At 55.1% G+C, this 18,053-nt stretch carries 17 protein-coding genes and 1 pseudogene; 17 read left to right on the top strand and 1 reads right to left on the bottom strand.

Annotation, left to right across the window (positions count from 1 at the left end):
- Positions 1–4 precede the first annotated feature (4 nt).
- The 12 genes from rpsE (at position 5) to Q0835_RS13495 (ending at position 11,173) form a co-directional block, all read left to right on the top strand.
- The gene (rpsE, locus tag Q0835_RS13550; protein WP_298820219.1) at positions 5–571 is read left to right on the top strand and encodes a 30S ribosomal protein S5; all 567 of its coding nucleotides are present in this window, start codon (positions 5–7) and stop codon (positions 569–571) included.
- A gap of 41 nt (positions 572–612) precedes the next feature.
- Positions 613–810, top strand: coding sequence for a 50S ribosomal protein L30 (rpmD, locus tag Q0835_RS13545; protein ID WP_006936433.1), 198 nt, complete (start codon positions 613–615; stop codon positions 808–810).
- 22 nt (positions 811–832) lie between these two features.
- Positions 833–1,300, top strand: a complete 468-nt coding sequence (gene rplO, locus Q0835_RS13540) for a 50S ribosomal protein L15 (RefSeq protein WP_298820221.1) — start codon at positions 833–835, stop codon at positions 1,298–1,300.
- Positions 1,301–1,349: 49 nt separating this feature from the next.
- Positions 1,350–2,681, top strand: coding sequence for a preprotein translocase subunit SecY (secY, locus tag Q0835_RS13535; protein WP_298820223.1), 1,332 nt, complete (start codon positions 1,350–1,352; stop codon positions 2,679–2,681).
- Positions 2,678–3,274, top strand: coding sequence for an adenylate kinase (locus tag Q0835_RS13530; protein WP_298820225.1), 597 nt, complete (start codon positions 2,678–2,680; stop codon positions 3,272–3,274). Before secY ends, Q0835_RS13530 begins: the two co-directional genes overlap by 4 nt.
- 180 nt (positions 3,275–3,454) lie before the next feature.
- Positions 3,455–3,823, top strand: coding sequence for a 30S ribosomal protein S13 (gene rpsM / locus Q0835_RS13525; protein WP_152501386.1), 369 nt, complete (start codon positions 3,455–3,457; stop codon positions 3,821–3,823).
- 71 nt (positions 3,824–3,894) lie between these two features.
- Positions 3,895–4,284 (top strand): 30S ribosomal protein S11, encoded by a 390-nt coding sequence (gene rpsK / locus Q0835_RS13520; RefSeq protein ID WP_006936427.1) that lies wholly within the window; start codon positions 3,895–3,897, stop codon positions 4,282–4,284.
- A gap of 89 nt (positions 4,285–4,373) precedes the next feature.
- Positions 4,374–5,396 (top strand): DNA-directed RNA polymerase subunit alpha, encoded by a 1,023-nt coding sequence (locus Q0835_RS13515; protein WP_148632511.1) that lies wholly within the window; start codon positions 4,374–4,376, stop codon positions 5,394–5,396.
- A gap of 85 nt (positions 5,397–5,481) precedes the next feature.
- Positions 5,482–5,907, top strand: a complete 426-nt coding sequence (gene rplQ / locus Q0835_RS13510) for a 50S ribosomal protein L17 (RefSeq protein WP_298820233.1) — start codon at positions 5,482–5,484, stop codon at positions 5,905–5,907.
- A gap of 185 nt (positions 5,908–6,092) precedes the next feature.
- Positions 6,093–8,270 carry a methyl-accepting chemotaxis protein gene (locus Q0835_RS13505; RefSeq protein WP_298961974.1) on the top strand — a complete coding sequence of 726 codons (2,178 nt, stop codon included), beginning with the start codon at positions 6,093–6,095 and terminating at the stop codon, positions 8,268–8,270.
- Between the two features lie 204 nt (positions 8,271–8,474).
- Positions 8,475–9,860, top strand: a complete 1,386-nt coding sequence (locus Q0835_RS13500; RefSeq protein WP_363324514.1) for a Do family serine endopeptidase — start codon at positions 8,475–8,477, stop codon at positions 9,858–9,860.
- A gap of 8 nt (positions 9,861–9,868) precedes the next feature.
- Entirely contained in the window at positions 9,869–11,173 is a 1,305-nt protein-coding gene (locus Q0835_RS13495; protein WP_298820238.1) for a replication-associated recombination protein A, read from the top strand.
- Between the two features lie 25 nt (positions 11,174–11,198).
- Here the strand turns inward: Q0835_RS13495 and Q0835_RS13490 are convergent.
- Positions 11,199–12,041: pseudogene (locus tag Q0835_RS13490) on the bottom strand (adenylate/guanylate cyclase domain-containing protein); the annotation flags it as partial.
- Between the two features lie 489 nt (positions 12,042–12,530).
- On the opposite strand from Q0835_RS13490, the gene Q0835_RS13485 reads away from it, so the two are divergent.
- From Q0835_RS13485 to crcB, 5 genes are all read left to right on the top strand, one after another.
- Positions 12,531–14,921, top strand: a complete 2,391-nt coding sequence (locus Q0835_RS13485) for a patatin-like protein (RefSeq protein WP_298961971.1) — start codon at positions 12,531–12,533, stop codon at positions 14,919–14,921.
- Positions 14,922–15,021: 100 nt separating this feature from the next.
- Positions 15,022–15,804, top strand: a complete 783-nt coding sequence (locus Q0835_RS13480; protein ID WP_298820242.1) for a sterol desaturase family protein — start codon at positions 15,022–15,024, stop codon at positions 15,802–15,804.
- Positions 15,801–16,580 carry a sterol desaturase family protein gene (locus Q0835_RS13475; RefSeq protein ID WP_298961969.1) on the top strand — a complete coding sequence of 260 codons (780 nt, stop codon included), beginning with the start codon at positions 15,801–15,803 and terminating at the stop codon, positions 16,578–16,580. Before Q0835_RS13480 ends, Q0835_RS13475 begins: the two co-directional genes overlap by 4 nt.
- Before the next feature lie 57 nt (positions 16,581–16,637).
- Positions 16,638–17,426, top strand: a complete 789-nt coding sequence (locus tag Q0835_RS13470; protein ID WP_298820245.1) for a sterol desaturase family protein — start codon at positions 16,638–16,640, stop codon at positions 17,424–17,426.
- Between the two features lie 142 nt (positions 17,427–17,568).
- On the top strand, positions 17,569–17,952 hold the full coding sequence (gene crcB / locus Q0835_RS13465; protein WP_298820247.1) for a fluoride efflux transporter CrcB: 384 nt from the start codon (positions 17,569–17,571) through the stop codon (positions 17,950–17,952).
- The last annotated feature ends 101 nt before the right edge of the window (positions 17,953–18,053 follow it).

Raw genomic sequence — 18,053 nt, 5'->3', positions numbered from 1 at the left:
TAAAATGGCGAGACAAGAAAATCGCGATCGCGACGAGCGAGACAGCGAATTCGTCGACAAGCTCGTTCACATCAACCGCGTTGCCAAAGTGGTCAAGGGTGGCCGTCGTTTCGGCTTCGCCGCTCTGGTAGTGGTTGGTGATCAGAAGGGCCGTGTCGGCTTCGGTCATGGCAAGGCGCGTGAAGTGCCGGAAGCCATCCGGAAAGCAACTGAAGCTGCAAAGCGCACGATGATCCGTGTGCCGCTGCGCGAAGGCCGGACCCTTCACCACGATGTGGAAGGCCGTCACGGTGCAGGCAAGGTTCTGCTGCGCGCTGCACCGGCAGGTACGGGTATCATCGCAGGTGGCCCGATGCGTGCTGTCTTTGAAACGCTTGGCGTTCAGGACGTTGTGGCAAAGTCGCTGGGGACATCCAACCCCTACAACATGGTTCGTGCAACTTTTGCTGCGCTGACCAAAGAAGACAGCCCGCGCTCCGTCGCAGCTCGCCGTGGCCTCAAGGTCTCTGTGCTGCAGTCGCGGCGTCGTGACAACAACGATGAGGCGGCTCCGGCTGCCGCTGAGGCTTGACCTTAGCGGCTCCGGTCCCCAGCTGAAAGAGGGTAGGTTCCATGGCGAACACCGAAAAGACTGTTACGGTCGAACAGATCGGCAGCCCGCTGCGCCGTCCTAAGGACCAGCGCGCGACGCTTGTCGGTCTTGGCCTGAACAAGATGCACCGCCGTTCCACGCTGAAGGATACTCCTGAAGTGCGCGGCATGATCAATAAGGTCCAGCATCTCGTTCGCGTCGTCGAAGACAACGCATAAGAACGGGGTGAGGAGAGAAAACATGAAGCTCAACGAACTTCGTGACAACGAAGGCGCAACACCAGAGCGCACCCGCGTTGGACGCGGTATCGGTTCTGGCAAGGGCAAGACCGGCGGCCGTGGTGTCAAAGGTCAGAAATCCCGTTCCGGCGTCGCTATCAAAGGCTTTGAAGGCGGTCAGATGCCGCTTCACCGCCGTTTGCCGAAACGCGGCTTCACGAACATTTTTGCCAAGGACTTCAATACTGTGTCCGTTGGCCGTGTTCAGAAGGCGATTGATGCCGGCAAATTGAACGCATCCGAAACCGTGACCGCCGAAGCCCTCAAGGCAGCTGGCGTCGTCAAACGGATCCGTGATGGCGTGCGCATCGTTGCAAATGGTGAACTCACCGTTGCAGTGACATTTGAAGTGGCCGGTGCCTCCAAGGGCGCTGTGGCTGCGATCGAAAAAGCGGGCGGCAAGGTTGCCGTTCTGGGAGCTCAGGCTTAACAGCCTGGGCTTTTCCCATTTTTGGGCAAGCATCTGACCGGAGTAGGGCATGGCATCGGCCGCCGAGCAACTGGCGTCAAATCTAAATTTCTCAGCTTTCGCCAAGGCTGAAGAGCTCAAAAAGCGCATCTGGTTCACGCTAGGGGCGCTTTTGGTTTATCGACTGGGCACTTACATTCCGATGCCCGGCATCAATCCGGTAGCCTTTGCGCAAGCCTTTGATCAGGCACAGCAAGGCATTATCGGCATGTTCAACATGTTCGCCGGTGGTGCGGTCGAGCGGATGGCGATTTTCGCCCTCGGCATCATGCCGTATATTTCCGCTTCCATTATCATGCAGCTGATGACGACGGTCGTACCGACGCTTGAGCAGCTGAAGAAGGAAGGCGAGCAGGGCCGGAAGGTCATCAACCAGTACACCAGGTACGGAACCGTCATTCTGGCGGCGTTTCAGGCCTACGGCATTGCCGTCGGGCTTGAAGGCGCAACCAATGTGGTTACCGATCCGGGCTGGTTCTTCCGTGCATCCACCGTGATCACGCTTGTCGGGGGCACCATGTTCCTGATGTGGCTTGGTGAACAGATCACGTCGCGCGGCATCGGCAACGGTATTTCGCTGATCATCTTTGCCGGCATTGTCGCCGGTCTGCCTTCAGCGGTCGTACAGACACTTGAGCTTGGACGTCAGGGCTCCCTGGCAACCGGCATCATTCTGGCGGTCATCATCCTGGCCGTTGTGGTTATTGCGTTCATCGTCTTCATGGAGCGTGCGCAGCGTCGCCTTCTGATCCAATATCCGAAGCGGCAGATGGGCAACCGCATGTTCGAGGGCAACACCTCGTTCCTGCCGTTGAAGTTGAACACCGCGGGTGTCATTCCGCCGATCTTCGCGTCGTCCCTGCTGCTCGTACCGGCAACCCTCTCCGGTTTTGGACAAGGCAGCGGCAATGAATGGCTGACATACATCACCGCGGCTCTTGGACACGGACAGCCGCTGTTCATGGTGTTTTATGCTGCCATGATCATTTTCTTCTGTTTCTTCTATACGGCGATCGTGTTCAACCCGAGTGACACGGCCGACAACCTGAAGAAACACGGCGGTTTCATCCCAGGTATTCGTCCTGGCGAACGCACTGCGCAATATATCGACCATGTGCTCACACGCATCACGGTTGTTGGTGCGCTCTACATCACCGTCGTTTGTCTATTACCCGAATTCCTAATATCGGCCACTGGCGTTCCGTTTTACTTCGGGGGCACCTCTTTGCTAATTGTTGTTAGCGTGACAATGGATACCGTATCGCAGATCCAGGGCCACTTGCTTGCACATCAGTACGAGGGGCTCGTGAAGAAAGCGAAACTCAGGGGGAAACGTAGATGAGGCTAATTCTGGTAGGACCGCCAGGAGCGGGGAAGGGAACGCAGGCCATTCGGCTTGTTGAAAAATACGGCATACCGCAGCTCTCCACAGGAGACATGCTTCGGGCCGCCGTAGCTGCCCAGACCCCGGTCGGCCTCAAAGCCAAGGAAGTGATGGATTCCGGCGGGCTCGTCTCTGACGAGATTGTCGTCGGAATTATCCGCGACCGGATCGCAGAAGACGATGCCAAGAATGGTTTCATTCTTGACGGCTTCCCGCGCACCGTCGCCCAGGCTGAGGCGCTTGATGAAATGCTCCAGGCAGGCAGCTACAAAGTGGATGCCGTCATTGAGCTGCGTGTCGACCAGACCAAACTCGTTGATCGTATCGTAAAACGTGCTGAAGATGCCAAAGCAGCCGGCGAGCCGGTTCGCAAGGATGATGATCCGATTGTCTTCAAGCAAAGGCTCGAAGCATATAACCGCGATACCGCCGTTGTTGTGCCTTATTACGAGAAGACAGGCCTTCTTCATGTCATCGATGGAATGCAATCCATTGAAGAAGTTGCAGCGTCTATAGATTCCGTACTTCAAGGTCTTGACGAAAGGGTTTAGAGCCGGTAAACGACGCGCTCTATCTTACAGTTGAGCCGGTTCCATGGACGTGGGACCGGCATTCTCTGTGCCGGGGCCACCCCGGCATTTTCATACCCGCAAGGGCCGGACTCCACCGGACGCGGGCACTACCCACTGCGGACGGCGCCTCAGGTTCTGCCGCTTAACATGGAGACAAACGTGGCACGTATTGCTGGCGTTAACATCCCGACGAACAAGCGCGTTGTCATCGCGCTTCAGTACATTCATGGCATTGGCAAAAAATTTGCCCAGGAAATCGTTGAAAAAAACAACATCGACGCTTCCCGCCGTGTGAATGAACTCTCCGACGCAGAAGTTCTGCAGATCCGCGAAACCATCGACCGTGACTACATGGTTGAAGGTGACCTTCGCCGTGACACTGCAATGAACATCAAGCGTCTGATGGATCTTGGCTGCTACCGCGGCCTGCGTCACCGCCGCGGCCTGCCGGTTCGCGGTCAGCGGACGCATACAAACGCACGTACCCGCAAGGGTCCGGCGAAACCGATCGCAGGTAAGAAGAAATAATCAACACTCCGCGATTGGTGGTGGAGCTGCCGGCATTACGGCAGTGACGAGATCAAAACAAGGACAACAAAATGGCTAAAGATACGACGCGCGTGCGTCGCCGCGAACGCAAGAACATCTCGTCTGGCGTTGCGCATGTGAACTCGACATTCAACAACACGATGATCACGATCACGGACGCCCAGGGCAATGCTATTTCCTGGTCTTCCGCTGGTGCGCTTGGCTTCAAGGGCTCTCGTAAGTCCACGCCGTATGCGGCTCAGGTTGCTGCTGAAGATGCTGCGAAGAAAGCTGCCGAGCACGGCATGCGCACTCTCGAAGTTGAAGTGCGCGGTCCGGGTTCCGGCCGTGAATCCGCTCTGCGTGCACTGCAAGCCGCCGGTTTCCTGATCACGTCCATCCGTGACGTGACGCCGATACCGCACAATGGCTGCCGTCCGCGCAAGCGCCGCCGCGTCTAAGGCTTATTCAGTCTTAGGTACCTGTTTCTCCAAATGGCAAAGAATAGCCTGGCCGCAGAGCCGGGCGGGATAGCCGAAGGGACGCAAACGTGACCATTCAAAAAAATTGGCAGGAACTGATCAAGCCGACCAAACTCGAGATCAAGCCGGGTGATGATCCGCGCTTCTTGGCAACGGTTGTTGCCGAGCCGCTCGAGCGTGGCTACGGCCTGACACTGGGCAACGCCCTGCGCCGTATTCTTCTGTCTTCCCTGCAAGGGGCGGCGGTAACAGCGGTTCAGATCGACGGCGTTCTGCATGAGTTCTCGTCGATCCCGGGTGTCCGGGAAGATGTCACCGACATCGTACTCAACATCAAGGAAATCGCCATCCGCATGGAAGGCGAAGGTCCCAAGCGCATGGTTGTGCGCAAGCAGGGTCCAGGTGTTGTGACAGCTGGTGATATTCAGACAGTCGGCGACGTAGAAGTGCTCAACCCGGAACTGGTTCTCTGCACACTCGACGAAGGCGCTGAAATCCGCATGGAATTCACCGTCAACACCGGTAAAGGCTACCATTCTTCCGACCGCAACCGGCCGGAAGATGCTCCGATCGGATTGATCCCGGTCGACAGTCTTTACTCACCGGTCAAGAAGGTCTCCTACAAGGTGGAAAACACCCGTGAAGGCCAGGTTCTTGACTATGACAAGCTGACCCTGACCGTCGAAACCGATGGTTCCGTCAAGCCGGATGATGCCGTGGCTTTCGCAGCGCGTATTCTGCAGGATCAGCTTTCCATCTTCGTCAACTTTGAAGAGCCGCAACGCGAAGTCGCCGAGGACACTGTCCCGGAACTGGCTTTCAACCCGGCGCTATTGAAGAAAGTCGACGAGCTGGAGCTGTCTGTCCGGTCTGCAAACTGCCTGAAGAACGACAATATCGTGTATATTGGCGATCTCATTCAGAAGACCGAAGCGGAAATGCTGCGGACACCGAATTTCGGCCGCAAGTCGCTCAACGAAATCAAAGAAGTTCTCGCTCAGATGGGTCTCCATCTCGGCATGGAAGTTGCCAACTGGCCGCCTGAGAACATCGACGATCTCGCCAAGCGCTACGAAGACCATCAGTATTAAGGGCGCAAGCGTCCTTTAGGGAACCACCGGGCAAGTGCTCTTGACAGAAACAGAGCAGACTTCCCGATAGAAAAAGGAGAGGGCCATGCGCCACGGTAAAGCCGGCCGCAAGCTCAATCGGACTTCTAGCCACCGCAAGGCTATGTTCGCAAACATGGCAGCGTCGCTGATCAAGCACGAGCAGATCGTCACGACCCTGCCGAAGGCCAAAGAAATGAAGCCGATTATCGACAAGCTCATCACCCTGGGCAAGCGCGGTGATCTTCATGCACGCCGCCAGGCTATCTCGCAGATCCGCGATACAGCCATGGTTGCCAAGCTGTTTGAGACGCTTGGCGAGCGTTACAAGGATCGCAACGGGGGGTATTCCCGCGTTTTGAAAGCCGGTTTCCGCTATGGTGACAATGCTCCGATGGCAGTCATCGAGCTCGTCGACCGGGATCCGGAAGCGCGCGGTGCAGACGACCGTGCTCGCGCTGAAGCAGAAGAAGCAACTGAAAACGCAGCGTAAGTTGGGTTTTCATGGCGAATACTGAAAGGCGGGCATTGGCCCGCCTTTTTCTTTAAATGAAACATCTTCAAATACTTTTCTGCAGCCTGCAAATAGTATAATTGCCGATTATCAATGATTTAAGAAACTCAAGCCTATCTTTCCTCAGCCTCCTGGAGATGGATTCGGGGCTGGGGAGAATTATTGTGATCGGCAACAAGAAATCGGGATCGAAGAAGGCTGGGCCTTCTCTTCGTCTTTCCTTTGTCATTCCTGCATTGATGATTGTGATCACTGTCGCTGCCTGTGCAGCGGTTGGTGTGATCGGTTATATGACCGGTAAAGACGGTCTGCAGAAAGCAGCTGAAGCTGAACTTGGAATGGTTATCACAGCCAGGTCAGCACTGCTCGACGCGAAGCTGGACACCGTCGATGCGGAAATTGTCAATCTTGCCTCCAGCGTCGCTGACCCCATCAGCAACCTTGGCAATGCGACCATGAACCTTGAAAAGGAAAAAGAAGAGATTCTGAGCCTTTTCCACGCTCCGCAGTCAGCTGAAGAGCGTGCCCAGCTGACCGGTGCCGAGCAAAAGACCATGTATGCCTGGCGTCACTCGGAAGCGCATCCGGCCTTTTACAATGTCTGGAAAAACGGCGGATATGCAGATGTCTATCTGATTGATCCTTCAGGCCTCATTCTTTACTCCGTCACCAAAGGGGATGAATTCCTTTCAAAACTGGGCGAAGGAAGTGCTGCCGACGGAACGGGTCTTGAAGCTGTCTTCAACGCTGCAAAAGAGCTTGAAGAGGGCAAAGTCGCCGCAACGGGGTTTGAAGCTTATGGCCCTGCTGGTAGCGAAGGGACGCTGTTTCTTGCTTCTCCGGTCTATATGAATTCCTTCGGGTCCGTCAGTCTGAACGGCGTGGCTGTCGTCCGGTTGAACACCAAGTTCTTGAACAAGATCGTTGCAGGGCGCGAAGATCTTGGCAACACAGGCCAGGTTTACGTCATCGATGAGGACGGGCTGGTTCTCAGTGATATGCCACTTGCCGGTTCGCCGACTGCTTTGAGCGCAACTGTGGATGCAGCTCCGGCTCGTGAAGCGGCAAACGGCTCGGAAGCTGCCGATATCGTAACCGGTGCTGACGGCGTTGCGGATCTTATGGTCGCACGGCCGCTGTCCTTCCAGGGCCAGAACTGGGCAATCGTTGCAGAAAAGAGCGTTGAAGAGACGCTTTCTGCAGTCACCAACATGCGCGATCAAATGTTCATTTGGTCCTTGGTGACCATTGCGGTTGCCGCCGTCATCGCACTGTTCTTCTCCCGTTCGATCACTGGACCGCTGACCACACTGGTTGGTGCTCTCAATGCGATTGCCTCCGGTGATCTTGGTGCTGAAATCAAGGCAGCGAAACGCAAGGACGAAATTGGCGATATCGGCCGAGCCGTCCTGCAAATCCGTCAGAATGCAGCAGACGAAAACGAACGGAGGGCTTCAGAAGAAGCCGACGAAGCTCAACGTCAGGCAGCGCAGCGCCAGGAAATGCTTGCAAGTCTGGCTGGTGACTTCGAAGCGACTGTCGGCACTGTGGTCGACAAGGTTGCCCGTTCTGCAACGAAGCTCCGTGAAAGTGCCAACAACATGCGCAGCATGACTGATAGCGCCGGAGAAACTTCCACCAATGCTGCGGAGATGTCAGAAGGCACGCTCGCCGAAGTGGAATCGATTGCAGCTGCATCCGATCAGCTTTCCAGTTCGATCCAGGAAATCTCCACTCTGATTGAACGGTCGTCCGGTGTGGCTGCTGAAGCGACAAAGCGCGCGGAGACCACCAACGAGACCGTTAGGTCGCTTGCCGAAGCTGCGAATCGGATTGGAGAAGTGGTCACGCTCATCTCTGACATCGCAGACCAAACCAACCTGCTGGCTCTGAACGCGACTATCGAGGCCGCGCGCGCCGGTGAGGCGGGCAAGGGCTTTGCGGTCGTGGCATCCGAAGTCAAGGACCTTGCCGCCCAGACAGGCAAGGCGACCGGTGAAATCCAGCAGCAGATCGATGCGATCCGCGGAGCGACGGATGATGCCGTTGGAGCAATCGGCGATATTCAAAAAACGATTGACGACATCACGCAATCAGTCAGTGAAGTTGCGGCTGCGGTGACCGAGCAAAGCTATGCGACGCAAGGCATTGCAGAGAATACGCAACGTGCAGCTGGTGGAACATCCAAGGTGGTTGAGGACATTCGAAACGTTGCCTCACTCTCCAACGACACAAACATGGCCGCTCAGAACTTCACAGATGAAGCTGGCGACATGGCCTCGGAGGCTGAGCAGCTGGACACCGAAGTCCGCAGCTTCCTTGATCAGGTTCGTTCTGCCTGATCAAACACTGTATTTTGATCGAAAGCCGCCGGATTTCCGGCGGCTTTTTGCTTTTGTATTTGCCTCTGTTCCACCCTATCTGCCATGTATCGGCATTCAACCTGACGAGATTCGAAATGAGGGCATGGCATGCGCCTGGCACAAACCTTTAAAACGACAAGACTGTTGTGCTTAGTTCTGACAGGGTTTTTGGGCCTTTGGTCTGTGAGCGCATTCGCCCAGACCACACCGACAACACCCGCTGACCTCAGGCTGGTTCCACAAAGCGAAACGCAGATAAAGCTGTCTTTCGCACCGATTGTGAAAAACGTCGCTCCGGCCGTCGTCAACGTCTATGCCAGTCGCAAGGTCGTACAGCAGCGGCGTGTATCACCGTTCTTTGACGACCCTTTTTTCAGGCGATTTTTCGGCCAGCCGGGCGGTGGTGGTTTTGATCGTCCGCGCGAGCGTGTGGAATCCTCCCTCGGGTCCGGCGTGATCATCAGCCGGGACGGAACCGTCATCACCAATCATCATGTCATCAAGGATGCAGATGAAGTCCGCGTCGCACTTAGTGACAGGCGCGAATTCGATGCGGAAATCGTTTTGCTGGATGAACGAACCGATCTTGCAGTTTTAAAGATAAAGGGCGAGGGCCCCTTTGATCATACGACCTTTGCCGAGTCCGACAGTCTCGAGGTTGGAGATATTGTGCTTGCCATCGGCAACCCTTTCGGGGTCGGGCAGACCGTGACACAGGGCATCGTGTCTGCGACGGCCCGCACCCAGGTCGGTGTTACAGATTTCCAGTTTTTCATCCAGACGGATGCCGCGATCAATCCGGGCAATTCCGGTGGAGCGCTGGTGGATATGGAAGGGAAGCTTGTCGGGATCAACACCGCTATTTTCTCCCGCTCTGGCGGTTCCAACGGAATTGGTTTTGCGATCCCTGCCCATATGGCAAGGTTCGTTGCGCGTGCAGCTGATCAAGGCGGCAAGGTCCAACGGCCCTGGCTCGGCGCGACCGTACAGATGGTCAATTCGGAGATTGCCGAAGCTCTGTCACTCGATCGTCCGCGCGGAGTATTGGTGACCGCCGTTTTCGACGAGTCGCCGGCACAGGATGCAGGGCTGCAAGTGAGTGACCTCGTTGTCGCCATTGGCGGCAAGGAGGTCACCGATCCGAATTCCTTCGGCTATCGCTTTGCGACCAAGATGATTGGTGATGAAACCGAGTTCATGATTATCCGTGGCGGCAAGGAAATAGCCTTGCCAATATCCCTTGTGCCGGCTCCGGAGACAGTGCCGCGGGATACGCGAGAGCTCGTCGAGTTTTCGCCGTTCGAAGGGGCAACAGTCATGAACCTTTCCCCAGCCGTCTCGACTGAAATCGGCTTGGAAGGTGTCTTTGAGGGTGTGGTGATCACCGCCGTGCGGCGGGGAAGCACAGCAAATCAGGTGGGCTTGCGTCCCGGAGATGTCGTTCGCGGCATCAACGAGCAGGTTGTTGAAAGCACGCGGATGCTGGAAACCGTGACCAAAACACCCCCGCGGGTTTGGCGGCTTGAGATCGAACGCGATGGCAAGGTGTCCCAGCTTATCTTGAGGTAAACGTCCTATTGAGCGATCTGTTCGAAGCTTCGGGTCTGGCACAGTCCGGCCCACGCCCTTTGGCCGACAGAATGCGTCCAGCAAAGCTGGCAGATGTTGTCGGCCAGGATCACTTGCTGGGTCCTGAGGGCACGTTGTCCAGGATGCTCAAGACGCGCACGCTTGGGTCACTGATATTCTGGGGACCTCCAGGGACAGGCAAAACCACAATTGCACGCCTGTTGGCCAACGAGACTGATCTTGCCTTTGAACAGATCTCTGCGATCTTCTCCGGTGTTTCTGAACTGAAGAAAGTCTTCGAGGCTGCCAGGGCACGGCGCATGGGCGGACGCGCGACGCTTTTGTTCGTGGACGAGATCCATCGCTTCAATCGTGCCCAACAGGACAGTTTTCTGCCTGTCATGGAAGACGGTACGATTACGCTGGTCGGAGCCACCACCGAGAACCCTTCATTTGAGTTGAACGCAGCGCTCCTGTCGCGCTCGCATGTCATGACGTTTCAGTCCCTGTCGGGCGATGCTATTGAAAAACTTCTGACCAGGGCGGAGGAGACTGAAGATAAGGACCTGCCGCTTGATGCAGAGGCCCGGCAAGTGCTCATCCGCATGGCCGATGGTGATGGCCGATCCGCACTGACCCTGGCTGAGGATGTATGGCGGGCCGCCGATATAGATGAAGTCTTCGACGCGGAACGTTTGCAGCAGATTGTGCAACGTCGCGCACCGATCTACGACAAGAGTGCGGACGGTCACTACAATCTGATCTCAGCGCTGCATAAATCGGTGCGCGGGTCGGATCCAGACGCCTCGCTTTACTGGTTCTGCCGTATGCTCGATGGTGGCGAAGATCCCATGTATCTTGCCCGGCGCTTGATCCGCATGGCGGTGGAGGACATCGGTCTTGCAGACCCCAATGCGCTGGTACAGGCGAATGCGGCCCGCGATGCCTATCAGATGCTGGGATCTCCAGAAGGTGAACTGGCTCTCGCACAGGCTGTCATCTACCTCGCCACAGCGCCAAAGTCCAACGGCGCTTATGTCGCCTATAAAGCTGCAATGCGTTCAGCCAAATCCAGCGGCTCGCTGCTTCCGCCCAAACACATCCTCAATGCACCCACCAAGCTGATGAAGGAAGAAGGCTACGGTGAGGGGTACAGCTACGATCATGACGCCCCAGATGGATTTTCCGGCCAGGACTACTTTCCTGAAAAAATTGGGCGGCAGACTTACTACGATCCGCCGCAACGTGGATTCGAACGTGAGCTCAAAAAGCGTTTGGAATACTGGGACAAATTGAGAAAAGACCGTGGTTGATTTGTCAACCTCCGTGGCGGTCAGATCATTCGCCAGATGACTTCAGCCGATCCACTGCGTTTTGCAGTGTCCTGATCAGTTTTTCCCGCTCGCCCGGCTCCAATTCCTCCGGCAGGTCAAATGCGAGCTCATTCAGCTTTTCGGAAATTTTCGAAAGATCTGCGCCAAGCGTGTCAGCTGATTTGTCTTTCAATCCCACCACCTGGAAAGTGTTCACCGGGTAGGCAATGCCTTTAACCGTGACGTCGCCATGGCCTGTACAGGCAACATGTTGTTTCACTTGCGAGTAGGTTTCAAAGGAAATCAGGATTGAACCTGGGTCAGACAGGGCTTCCAGTCTTGATGCAATGTTTACGCCTCTACCAATGATCGTATAGTCCAGGCGATCATCGCTGCCGAAGTTGCCTACGGTACAGTAGTCGGTGTGGATACCCATCCGGCATTTGAGCGGATTGGAAATCCCAGCTTGCCGCCAGACATCCTGCAGCTCAGACATGCGTTCGCGCATCTCGATTGCCATCTTCACGCAGGCAAGCGCGTCTTCCGTCACCCCACGCGTTTCCGGATCACCGAAGAAGATAACGATGGCGTCACCTACATATTTGTCGATCGTCGCGCCATGCTTCAACGCGATCCTGGACATCTCGGTCAGGTATTGATTGAGGACACTTGTGAGCTCTTCGCTCTCCAATCGGTCAGCGGTTTCAGTAAAGTCTGCGATATCGGAGAAAAAGACAGTCAGTTTTTTGCGCGTGGAGGCGATTTTGACTTCCTGGCGACCCTCGAAAATGGACTGATAGACTTGAGGAGACAAATATTTTGCCAGCTGTCTGGAGAGCTCTTCGAGTTTTTCTGACTGCTCGGAAAGCTGGTCTTCAATAGCCTCGCTATGCTCAATCGTCGCTTCATAAAGAACGCGAAGGTCTTCCAGTTCTGCACGCAAGTCCTTGTTTTCCTCTTCGAACGAGCGAAGGGGAAGGTCCTCTTTTTCGTTTTTGATCTCGGAGGAGGGCTGCGTTTCTTTTTCCAAGCTGAGTGCCATTTTGATCGAGTTGACGGAGGTCTCTGCTGTTGCTGTTTGGGCTTCCGCCCAAGAATCACCTTCGGCGGGTGTTTTATCTTAGCGTAAGAGGTCTTCAGCACGCGCTAAAAAGTGAAGCGCAGCTTTCCAGAACCAGGAGCGATGTCAAATCTTGATCACGCACCGAACGCCCAGACGTGAGTTGGTATGATCACATTGTAATTGCGAAGCTCTTCGGTATGGAGGGGCGATCGCCACATAAACATTTGAAACCTTTTATCGTGCTAGACTCGCGAATGGTTCGTTGAGTCCCAAACCGGAAGCTGGCGGCAGCCCATGAAGGAAATCGAACTCAGATTGGCTCTTGTGCTCTACGGGGGGGTATCCCTGGCCATCTACATGCATGGCGTGAGCCGTGAAGTTCTGAACCTTGTCCGTGCTTCGAATTTTCGCTTGGATCGCAATGCGGGCAAGGCTGCTGGGAATGAGCCGTCAGAGCTGCCACCGGTGCAAACCGCGTTTCGTGACCTTCTCGATCTGATTTCTTCTGTCGCCGACATTAGAGTAGTCGTCGATGCAATCGCCGGCGCTTCGGCCGGTGGTGTAAACGGGATCATGCTGGCTCGAGCCATTGCCCATGACCTGCCGCTCGACAGCCATAGCGAGATGTGGCTTCAAAATGCGGATGTCACGCGGCTTGCAAGACCTCAGTCGGGTCTTTCGCGCTATTTGAAGCTTTCGGTTTCGCCAGTTTTGGACCGCCTCATTTCCTCAAGACTCAACAAGCAGATCGAGAGTTCTGAGACGCGTGAAAAGCTGCGTCAATTCATGCAGTCGCGCTGGTTTTCGCCGCCATTTTCAGGCGAACGTTTTATCGGCTGGATGCTCGATGCGTGCCAGAAAATGGAAAACGGGGACGGCACCGGACGGACGCTGATACCGCGGGGGCAGACGCTCGACCTATTCGTCACCATAACCGATTACAACGGTATGAAACGCCGAATACATCTGGATGACCCGGCCTTTGTGGAAGAGTGGGATCATCGCCGGATCCTGAATTTTCATGCGGTCCATCGGGCACCAGGTTTTGTCGACAGCCAACTCGACACGGATAACATCCCGGACATTGTCTTTGCGGCCCGCGCAACCTCTTCTTTCCCGGGCGCCTTTCCTCCTGCCACCGTGGCGGAGATGGAGAGGGTGCTTTCAAGGAAGGAGCTGGACTGGAGCAATCGAGATTCGTTTCTGGCTCAGGGGCTTGATCTAAGATCCGAAACCTTCGGCAATCACTGCTTCGTCGATGGCAGTGTCGTGATGAACAAGCCATTTGCGCCGGTAATTGAGGTCATTCAGGGTCGCCCGGCAGCTCGTGAAGTTGCAAGGCGTCTGATTTATGTCGATCCCGCACCGGTGGAACCGCAAGAATCGGGCAGCGGCCCCGTCGAGTTGCCCGGGTTCTTTCGGGTTATTCTGGCTTCACTTGCGCATATTCCTCGAAATGAACCGATTGGCGATGATCTGCGGGAACTGGAGCAGAACAACAGGCGAAGCCGGTGGTTGTCGCAGCTGATCGATGCAGCGGGACCCATGGTGGAGCAGGCGGTTTCAGGACTGCTACCGAAGCGGCGCAAGGTGAATGCTGCGTTGCTGGCCAAGTGCCGCCAGGATGCGACGGTTGCCGCATTCCAGCAGGCAGGCTTTGCTTTCCTGAATTATCAATCGCTGAAACTACATGCACTTGCTGAACGGGTTGCCGGTTTAGCGGCATTATTGAGTGAAGATGAGGGCGCACGGGCGCACGAAGAGGCCATGTTGGCTCTTTTTGCCAACCATTTCGCGGATCTCACGAAAAACAGCAAGGATGTTCTTGGCCGCACCGACCCGGAGATCGTCGCTCTGCTACGTGGTCTTGATGTCGACTATCGGGTGAGGCGGCTGCGCTTCGTCATTCGCAAGCTCAACGGGTTTTACCACTATCAGCCCGAAAGCAATTTGCCGCCGCCGGATACAGCTGCGCTCGATCGCCTGAAAGGTTTGCTTTATGAGCAAATCGACCATTTGAGCTGGCGCTGGACCCGCCGATTTTTTGGCGGCAGAAGCCAGTCAATAACACGGAAATTCGTTCAGGACGTTTCGGTTGGCGCGTCAACTGCAGGTGATCATGTTGCTACTCTCCTGGACAACCTCATCGGCATGATGGGGCTCGCAGATCTCGACAGATTGCAGGACGAGCTGTTTGCTGAAACGGCACTTGAGCTGCTCGACAAGGAACGACACGCTACCCTGATGCGAACCTATATTGGCTTTGCGTTTTACGACCTCATTACGTTTCCAGTCCTGCAACGAAACGATTTCTCAGAGGTCACCGAGATACTGGTCGACCGGATCAGCCCGCGGGACGCAACGAGCCTTTTCACACAAGGGTTTGACCTGAAGGGCAAACAGCTCAACACCTTTGGCGCTTTCTTCAATCGAGGCTGGCGGGAACATGATTATCTCTGGGGACGCTTGAACGCAGCTGACAGGCTGGTGAGCATAGTCTTGTCTGCGGCTCATGAGGGCACTTTGCCGCAGCCGCAGGTCAATCAGGCCCGCGCACGAATTTTTCTGGCAGTCTTGGAAGAAGAACGCGGAAAACTCACTGAAATACCTGATGAAATTGACCGTATCGATGCATTGGTCAGGTCCATTTATCCCGACTTTGCTCATGTTGAGGAAGAGGTCTAGGCCTTTCTGTCCATAAATTCTGCCCGTGTTTTCTTGACGCGGCGTTTCAACTTTCGCTACGCACTGCTATAGCGAAGGCCTCACGGATGGATATTGCTTTATGAGCTTCGTAACCGACACGTTTGGAACTGGGATTGGCGCGCTGGTGGCAATGTTTGCCGGACTGTATCTGGCGAGCCTTGTCGTGCTGTTTACCACAGGTCTTGCAATGACAGCGCTCAATGGCAGGCATCCTGACCGCAAGATTCAAAAGCGCCAGCCGACCCATGACGCAATCCGGGATATCAAGTCGTCGACAGTCCAACTGCTGATCACCAGTTGCTGTCTGTCCGTCGGTCTTTATTTCCAGATGCGCGGGTGGACGCTTTTTGCACCGGTTGCGCTGTCCTGGTGGTCAGTGCCGTTGTTTTTTGTCATTTCACTGATGCTGCACGACACCTGGTTCTACTGGGGCCACCGGATCCTGCACACAAAACTGTTCTACCGGTTCCACAAGCCGCACCACATGACTGTGACGCCCACGGTCTGGTCAAACGATGCCGGTTCCAGCGTCGACACGTTTTTTGCTCATTCCTACTATGCACTGGTGCTTCTGGTCGTGCCGATGCCGCCACTTGTCTTCCTGGGCCATCGGCTGTTCGATCAGGTGTCTGCTGCCATCGGTCATTGTGGATATGAACATTTCGCCAGCCCGAGTGCGCGCAAACCCTGGCCGCTGCTGTGCACGCTCTATCACGACCAGCATCACCAGTACTTCGTCTATAATTACGCCAACTACTTCTCATTCTGGGATCGGCTGTGCGGAACCATTCATCCGACCTACGACAAGCGTGTGGAAGGCTTTGAGGCACTATATGCCGGCAAGCAGGATCAATCCCAATGACACTTCTGCTTGAGTACATCACTGTTTTTGCTGCCATCTACGCCGTCATGGTGGCTGTCTACTTTGCGACCGGTTTCGCCTTGATGGCGATCAACGCCCGTTTTCCCGATAGACGCATTCAAAAACACCGCGACGGATTGAAACGCCAGGCGGAAGAAATTCGCTCGTCTATGAAGGCGCTTGCGACATCTTCAGTCTTGATGTCCGCCGGATACTTCGCTCAGACGCAGGGCTGGACCTTGTTTTCACCACTGACGCTTTCCTGGTGGTCGTTCCCGCTGATGTTTGCGGTCTGTTTTGTTCTGTTCGACGCCTGGTTCTATTGGGGGCACCGGCTGCTGCATGTTCCGGCACTCTACAAGTTCCATGTGCCACACCACCGCTCGATAGCCCCGACGGCCTGGAGTAACGACAGCTCCACCTTCGTTGATACGCTCATTGAGCATTTCTTCTATTTTATTGTGTGGTTTGTGCTGCCGGTTCCTGCACTGAGCGTTTTTGCACTGCGCCTGTTTGATCAGATTTCGGGAATGGTCGGGCATTCCGGGTTCGAGTATTTTGCTTCCAAATCGTCGCGCTACCCGTCGCCGCTGATTTGTACGACGTTCCATGATCTGCATCATTCGCAGTTTCACTACAACTACGGTAACTTCTTCTCATTCTGGGATCGTGTTTGTGGAACAGTTCATCCGAAATATGATGATCTGGTGCGCGCGATGGAAGAAACCGGTGAGATCCCGGACACTGAACAAACCAAAGTCAAGGCAACCGGATAAGCCCGCACACCAGATCAGCTGTGTCAGCCAACCGACAAACTGGATGAAATAGACGATATGCTCGATCAAGCGTTGACAGTATTGCTTGAATTTCTGCCGATCTATGCGGCTTGTTATGCCATCAATGTGTTTTTGTATTTCGCGACTGGCTGGGTGCTCATTCAGATTCAGAATCGTCACCCGGAGCGCCGGATTCAACAGAACCGTCGCGGCGAGAAACGCATGTGGAAGGAAATTCGCGCCAGCGTCTCCTCGCTGACCGTCACAGCCGGATGCCTTGCCGGTGGTATTTTCCTGTCAATGAAAGGCTGGACGCTGGTTGCACCGCTGGAGCTGACTTGGTGGTCCGCGATTTTGATGTTTGTCGTCTCCATTATTGCCTTTGACACCTGGTTTTATTGGGGTCACAGGCTGATGCACACCAAGTGGCTTTACCGTTTTCACGCCGAACACCATCGGTCGGTCGCCCCGACGGTCTGGAGCACTTATTCCGATGACCTGGTCGATGCCTTCGTCATGCAGAGCTACTATTTGTGGGCAGTCATCTTGCTTCCGATCCCGATCCCTGTGTTGATCGTTCACAGGCTTTGGGATCACTTCAACGGCACGATCGGGCACTCGGGTTACGAATTTTGGGCATCCCCCATGTCCCGCATGCCGTCGCCCATGGTTTGCGTCACCTTCCACGATCAGCATCATTCGCGCTTCAAATACAATTACGCAAATTTCTTTTCCTTCTGGGACCGGGTGTGCGGAACCATCGACCCCAAATACGATGACCAGGTCAAGGTCTTTGAGAAACTGGGCCAGGAAGCTGAACAAAAGCCAGTAGCCCCTGGTGAATAGTTGATTGACTAAAGCCCCCGAGTTCAGCGGCAAAGACGTGCGGCGTCTCATTCAGGTCCGGGCATTTATGTGATAAACGCAAGAAGACCGTTTCCTGCCTGCGAAAGCTTGGCAGGGAAACATGTTCGCTGGGGCGAAAGAATTGAAACATCTTCTACTGGTTATGCTTGGTGGCGGACTTGGGGCGGGAGGCCGTCATCTTGTGTCGCTCGTGACATTGCGTCTCTTTGGACCGGGTTTTCCTGTCGGCACTCTGACCGTAAATGTCATCGGATCTCTGGCGATGGGGCTTCTCATCGGTTGGCTGGTCAAGCACGAAACCGCGAATATCCAGACGCTTCGCTACTTCTTTGCAACAGGCGTCCTTGGCGGTTTTACGACGTTTTCTGCCTTTTCCCTTGATACCTCAGTTCTTTGGGAACGGGGGGACACCCATCTGGCGTTGGTCTACATCCTCGCCTCTGTTGTTCTTTCCATTGGCGCTGTCTTCGCTGGTCTGATGATCATGCGCCAAATGGGATCTTAAGGTTTTTCTTCCTTTCCCTGACGATTCCGCCTATACGCACCGGAACGAATTATCGTCCGCTTGCAAAAAGGGCGACGACCGCGTGGGCTCTGAAAGCGCGC

The sequence above is a fragment of the uncultured Roseibium sp. genome (assembly GCF_947499295.1).
Classification (GTDB): Bacteria; Pseudomonadota; Alphaproteobacteria; order Rhizobiales; family Stappiaceae; genus Roseibium.
This window is presented reverse-complemented; position numbering and strand designations above follow the sequence as displayed.

What these genes read in the sequence shown, in the direction of transcription:
- Q0835_RS13530 (WP_298820225.1), top strand. Translation starts at nt 2,678, where the DNA reads ATGAGGCTAATTCTGGTAGGACCGCCAGGAGCGGGGAAGGGAACGCAG.
- rpmD (WP_006936433.1), top strand. Translation starts at nt 613, where the DNA reads ATGGCGAACACCGAAAAGACTGTTACGGTCGAACAGATCGGCAGCCCG.
- Q0835_RS13485 (WP_298961971.1), top strand. Translation starts at nt 12,531, where the DNA reads ATGAAGGAAATCGAACTCAGATTGGCTCTTGTGCTCTACGGGGGGGTA.
- Q0835_RS13475 (WP_298961969.1), top strand. Translation starts at nt 15,801, where the DNA reads ATGACACTTCTGCTTGAGTACATCACTGTTTTTGCTGCCATCTACGCC.
- rpsE (WP_298820219.1), top strand. Translation starts at nt 5, where the DNA reads ATGGCGAGACAAGAAAATCGCGATCGCGACGAGCGAGACAGCGAATTC.
- secY (WP_298820223.1), top strand. Translation starts at nt 1,350, where the DNA reads ATGGCATCGGCCGCCGAGCAACTGGCGTCAAATCTAAATTTCTCAGCT.
- rplQ (WP_298820233.1), top strand. Translation starts at nt 5,482, where the DNA reads ATGCGCCACGGTAAAGCCGGCCGCAAGCTCAATCGGACTTCTAGCCAC.
- rpsK (WP_006936427.1), top strand. Translation starts at nt 3,895, where the DNA reads ATGGCTAAAGATACGACGCGCGTGCGTCGCCGCGAACGCAAGAACATC.
- rplO (WP_298820221.1), top strand. Translation starts at nt 833, where the DNA reads ATGAAGCTCAACGAACTTCGTGACAACGAAGGCGCAACACCAGAGCGC.
- Q0835_RS13470 (WP_298820245.1), top strand. Translation starts at nt 16,638, where the DNA reads ATGCTCGATCAAGCGTTGACAGTATTGCTTGAATTTCTGCCGATCTAT.
- Q0835_RS13480 (WP_298820242.1), top strand. Translation starts at nt 15,022, where the DNA reads ATGAGCTTCGTAACCGACACGTTTGGAACTGGGATTGGCGCGCTGGTG.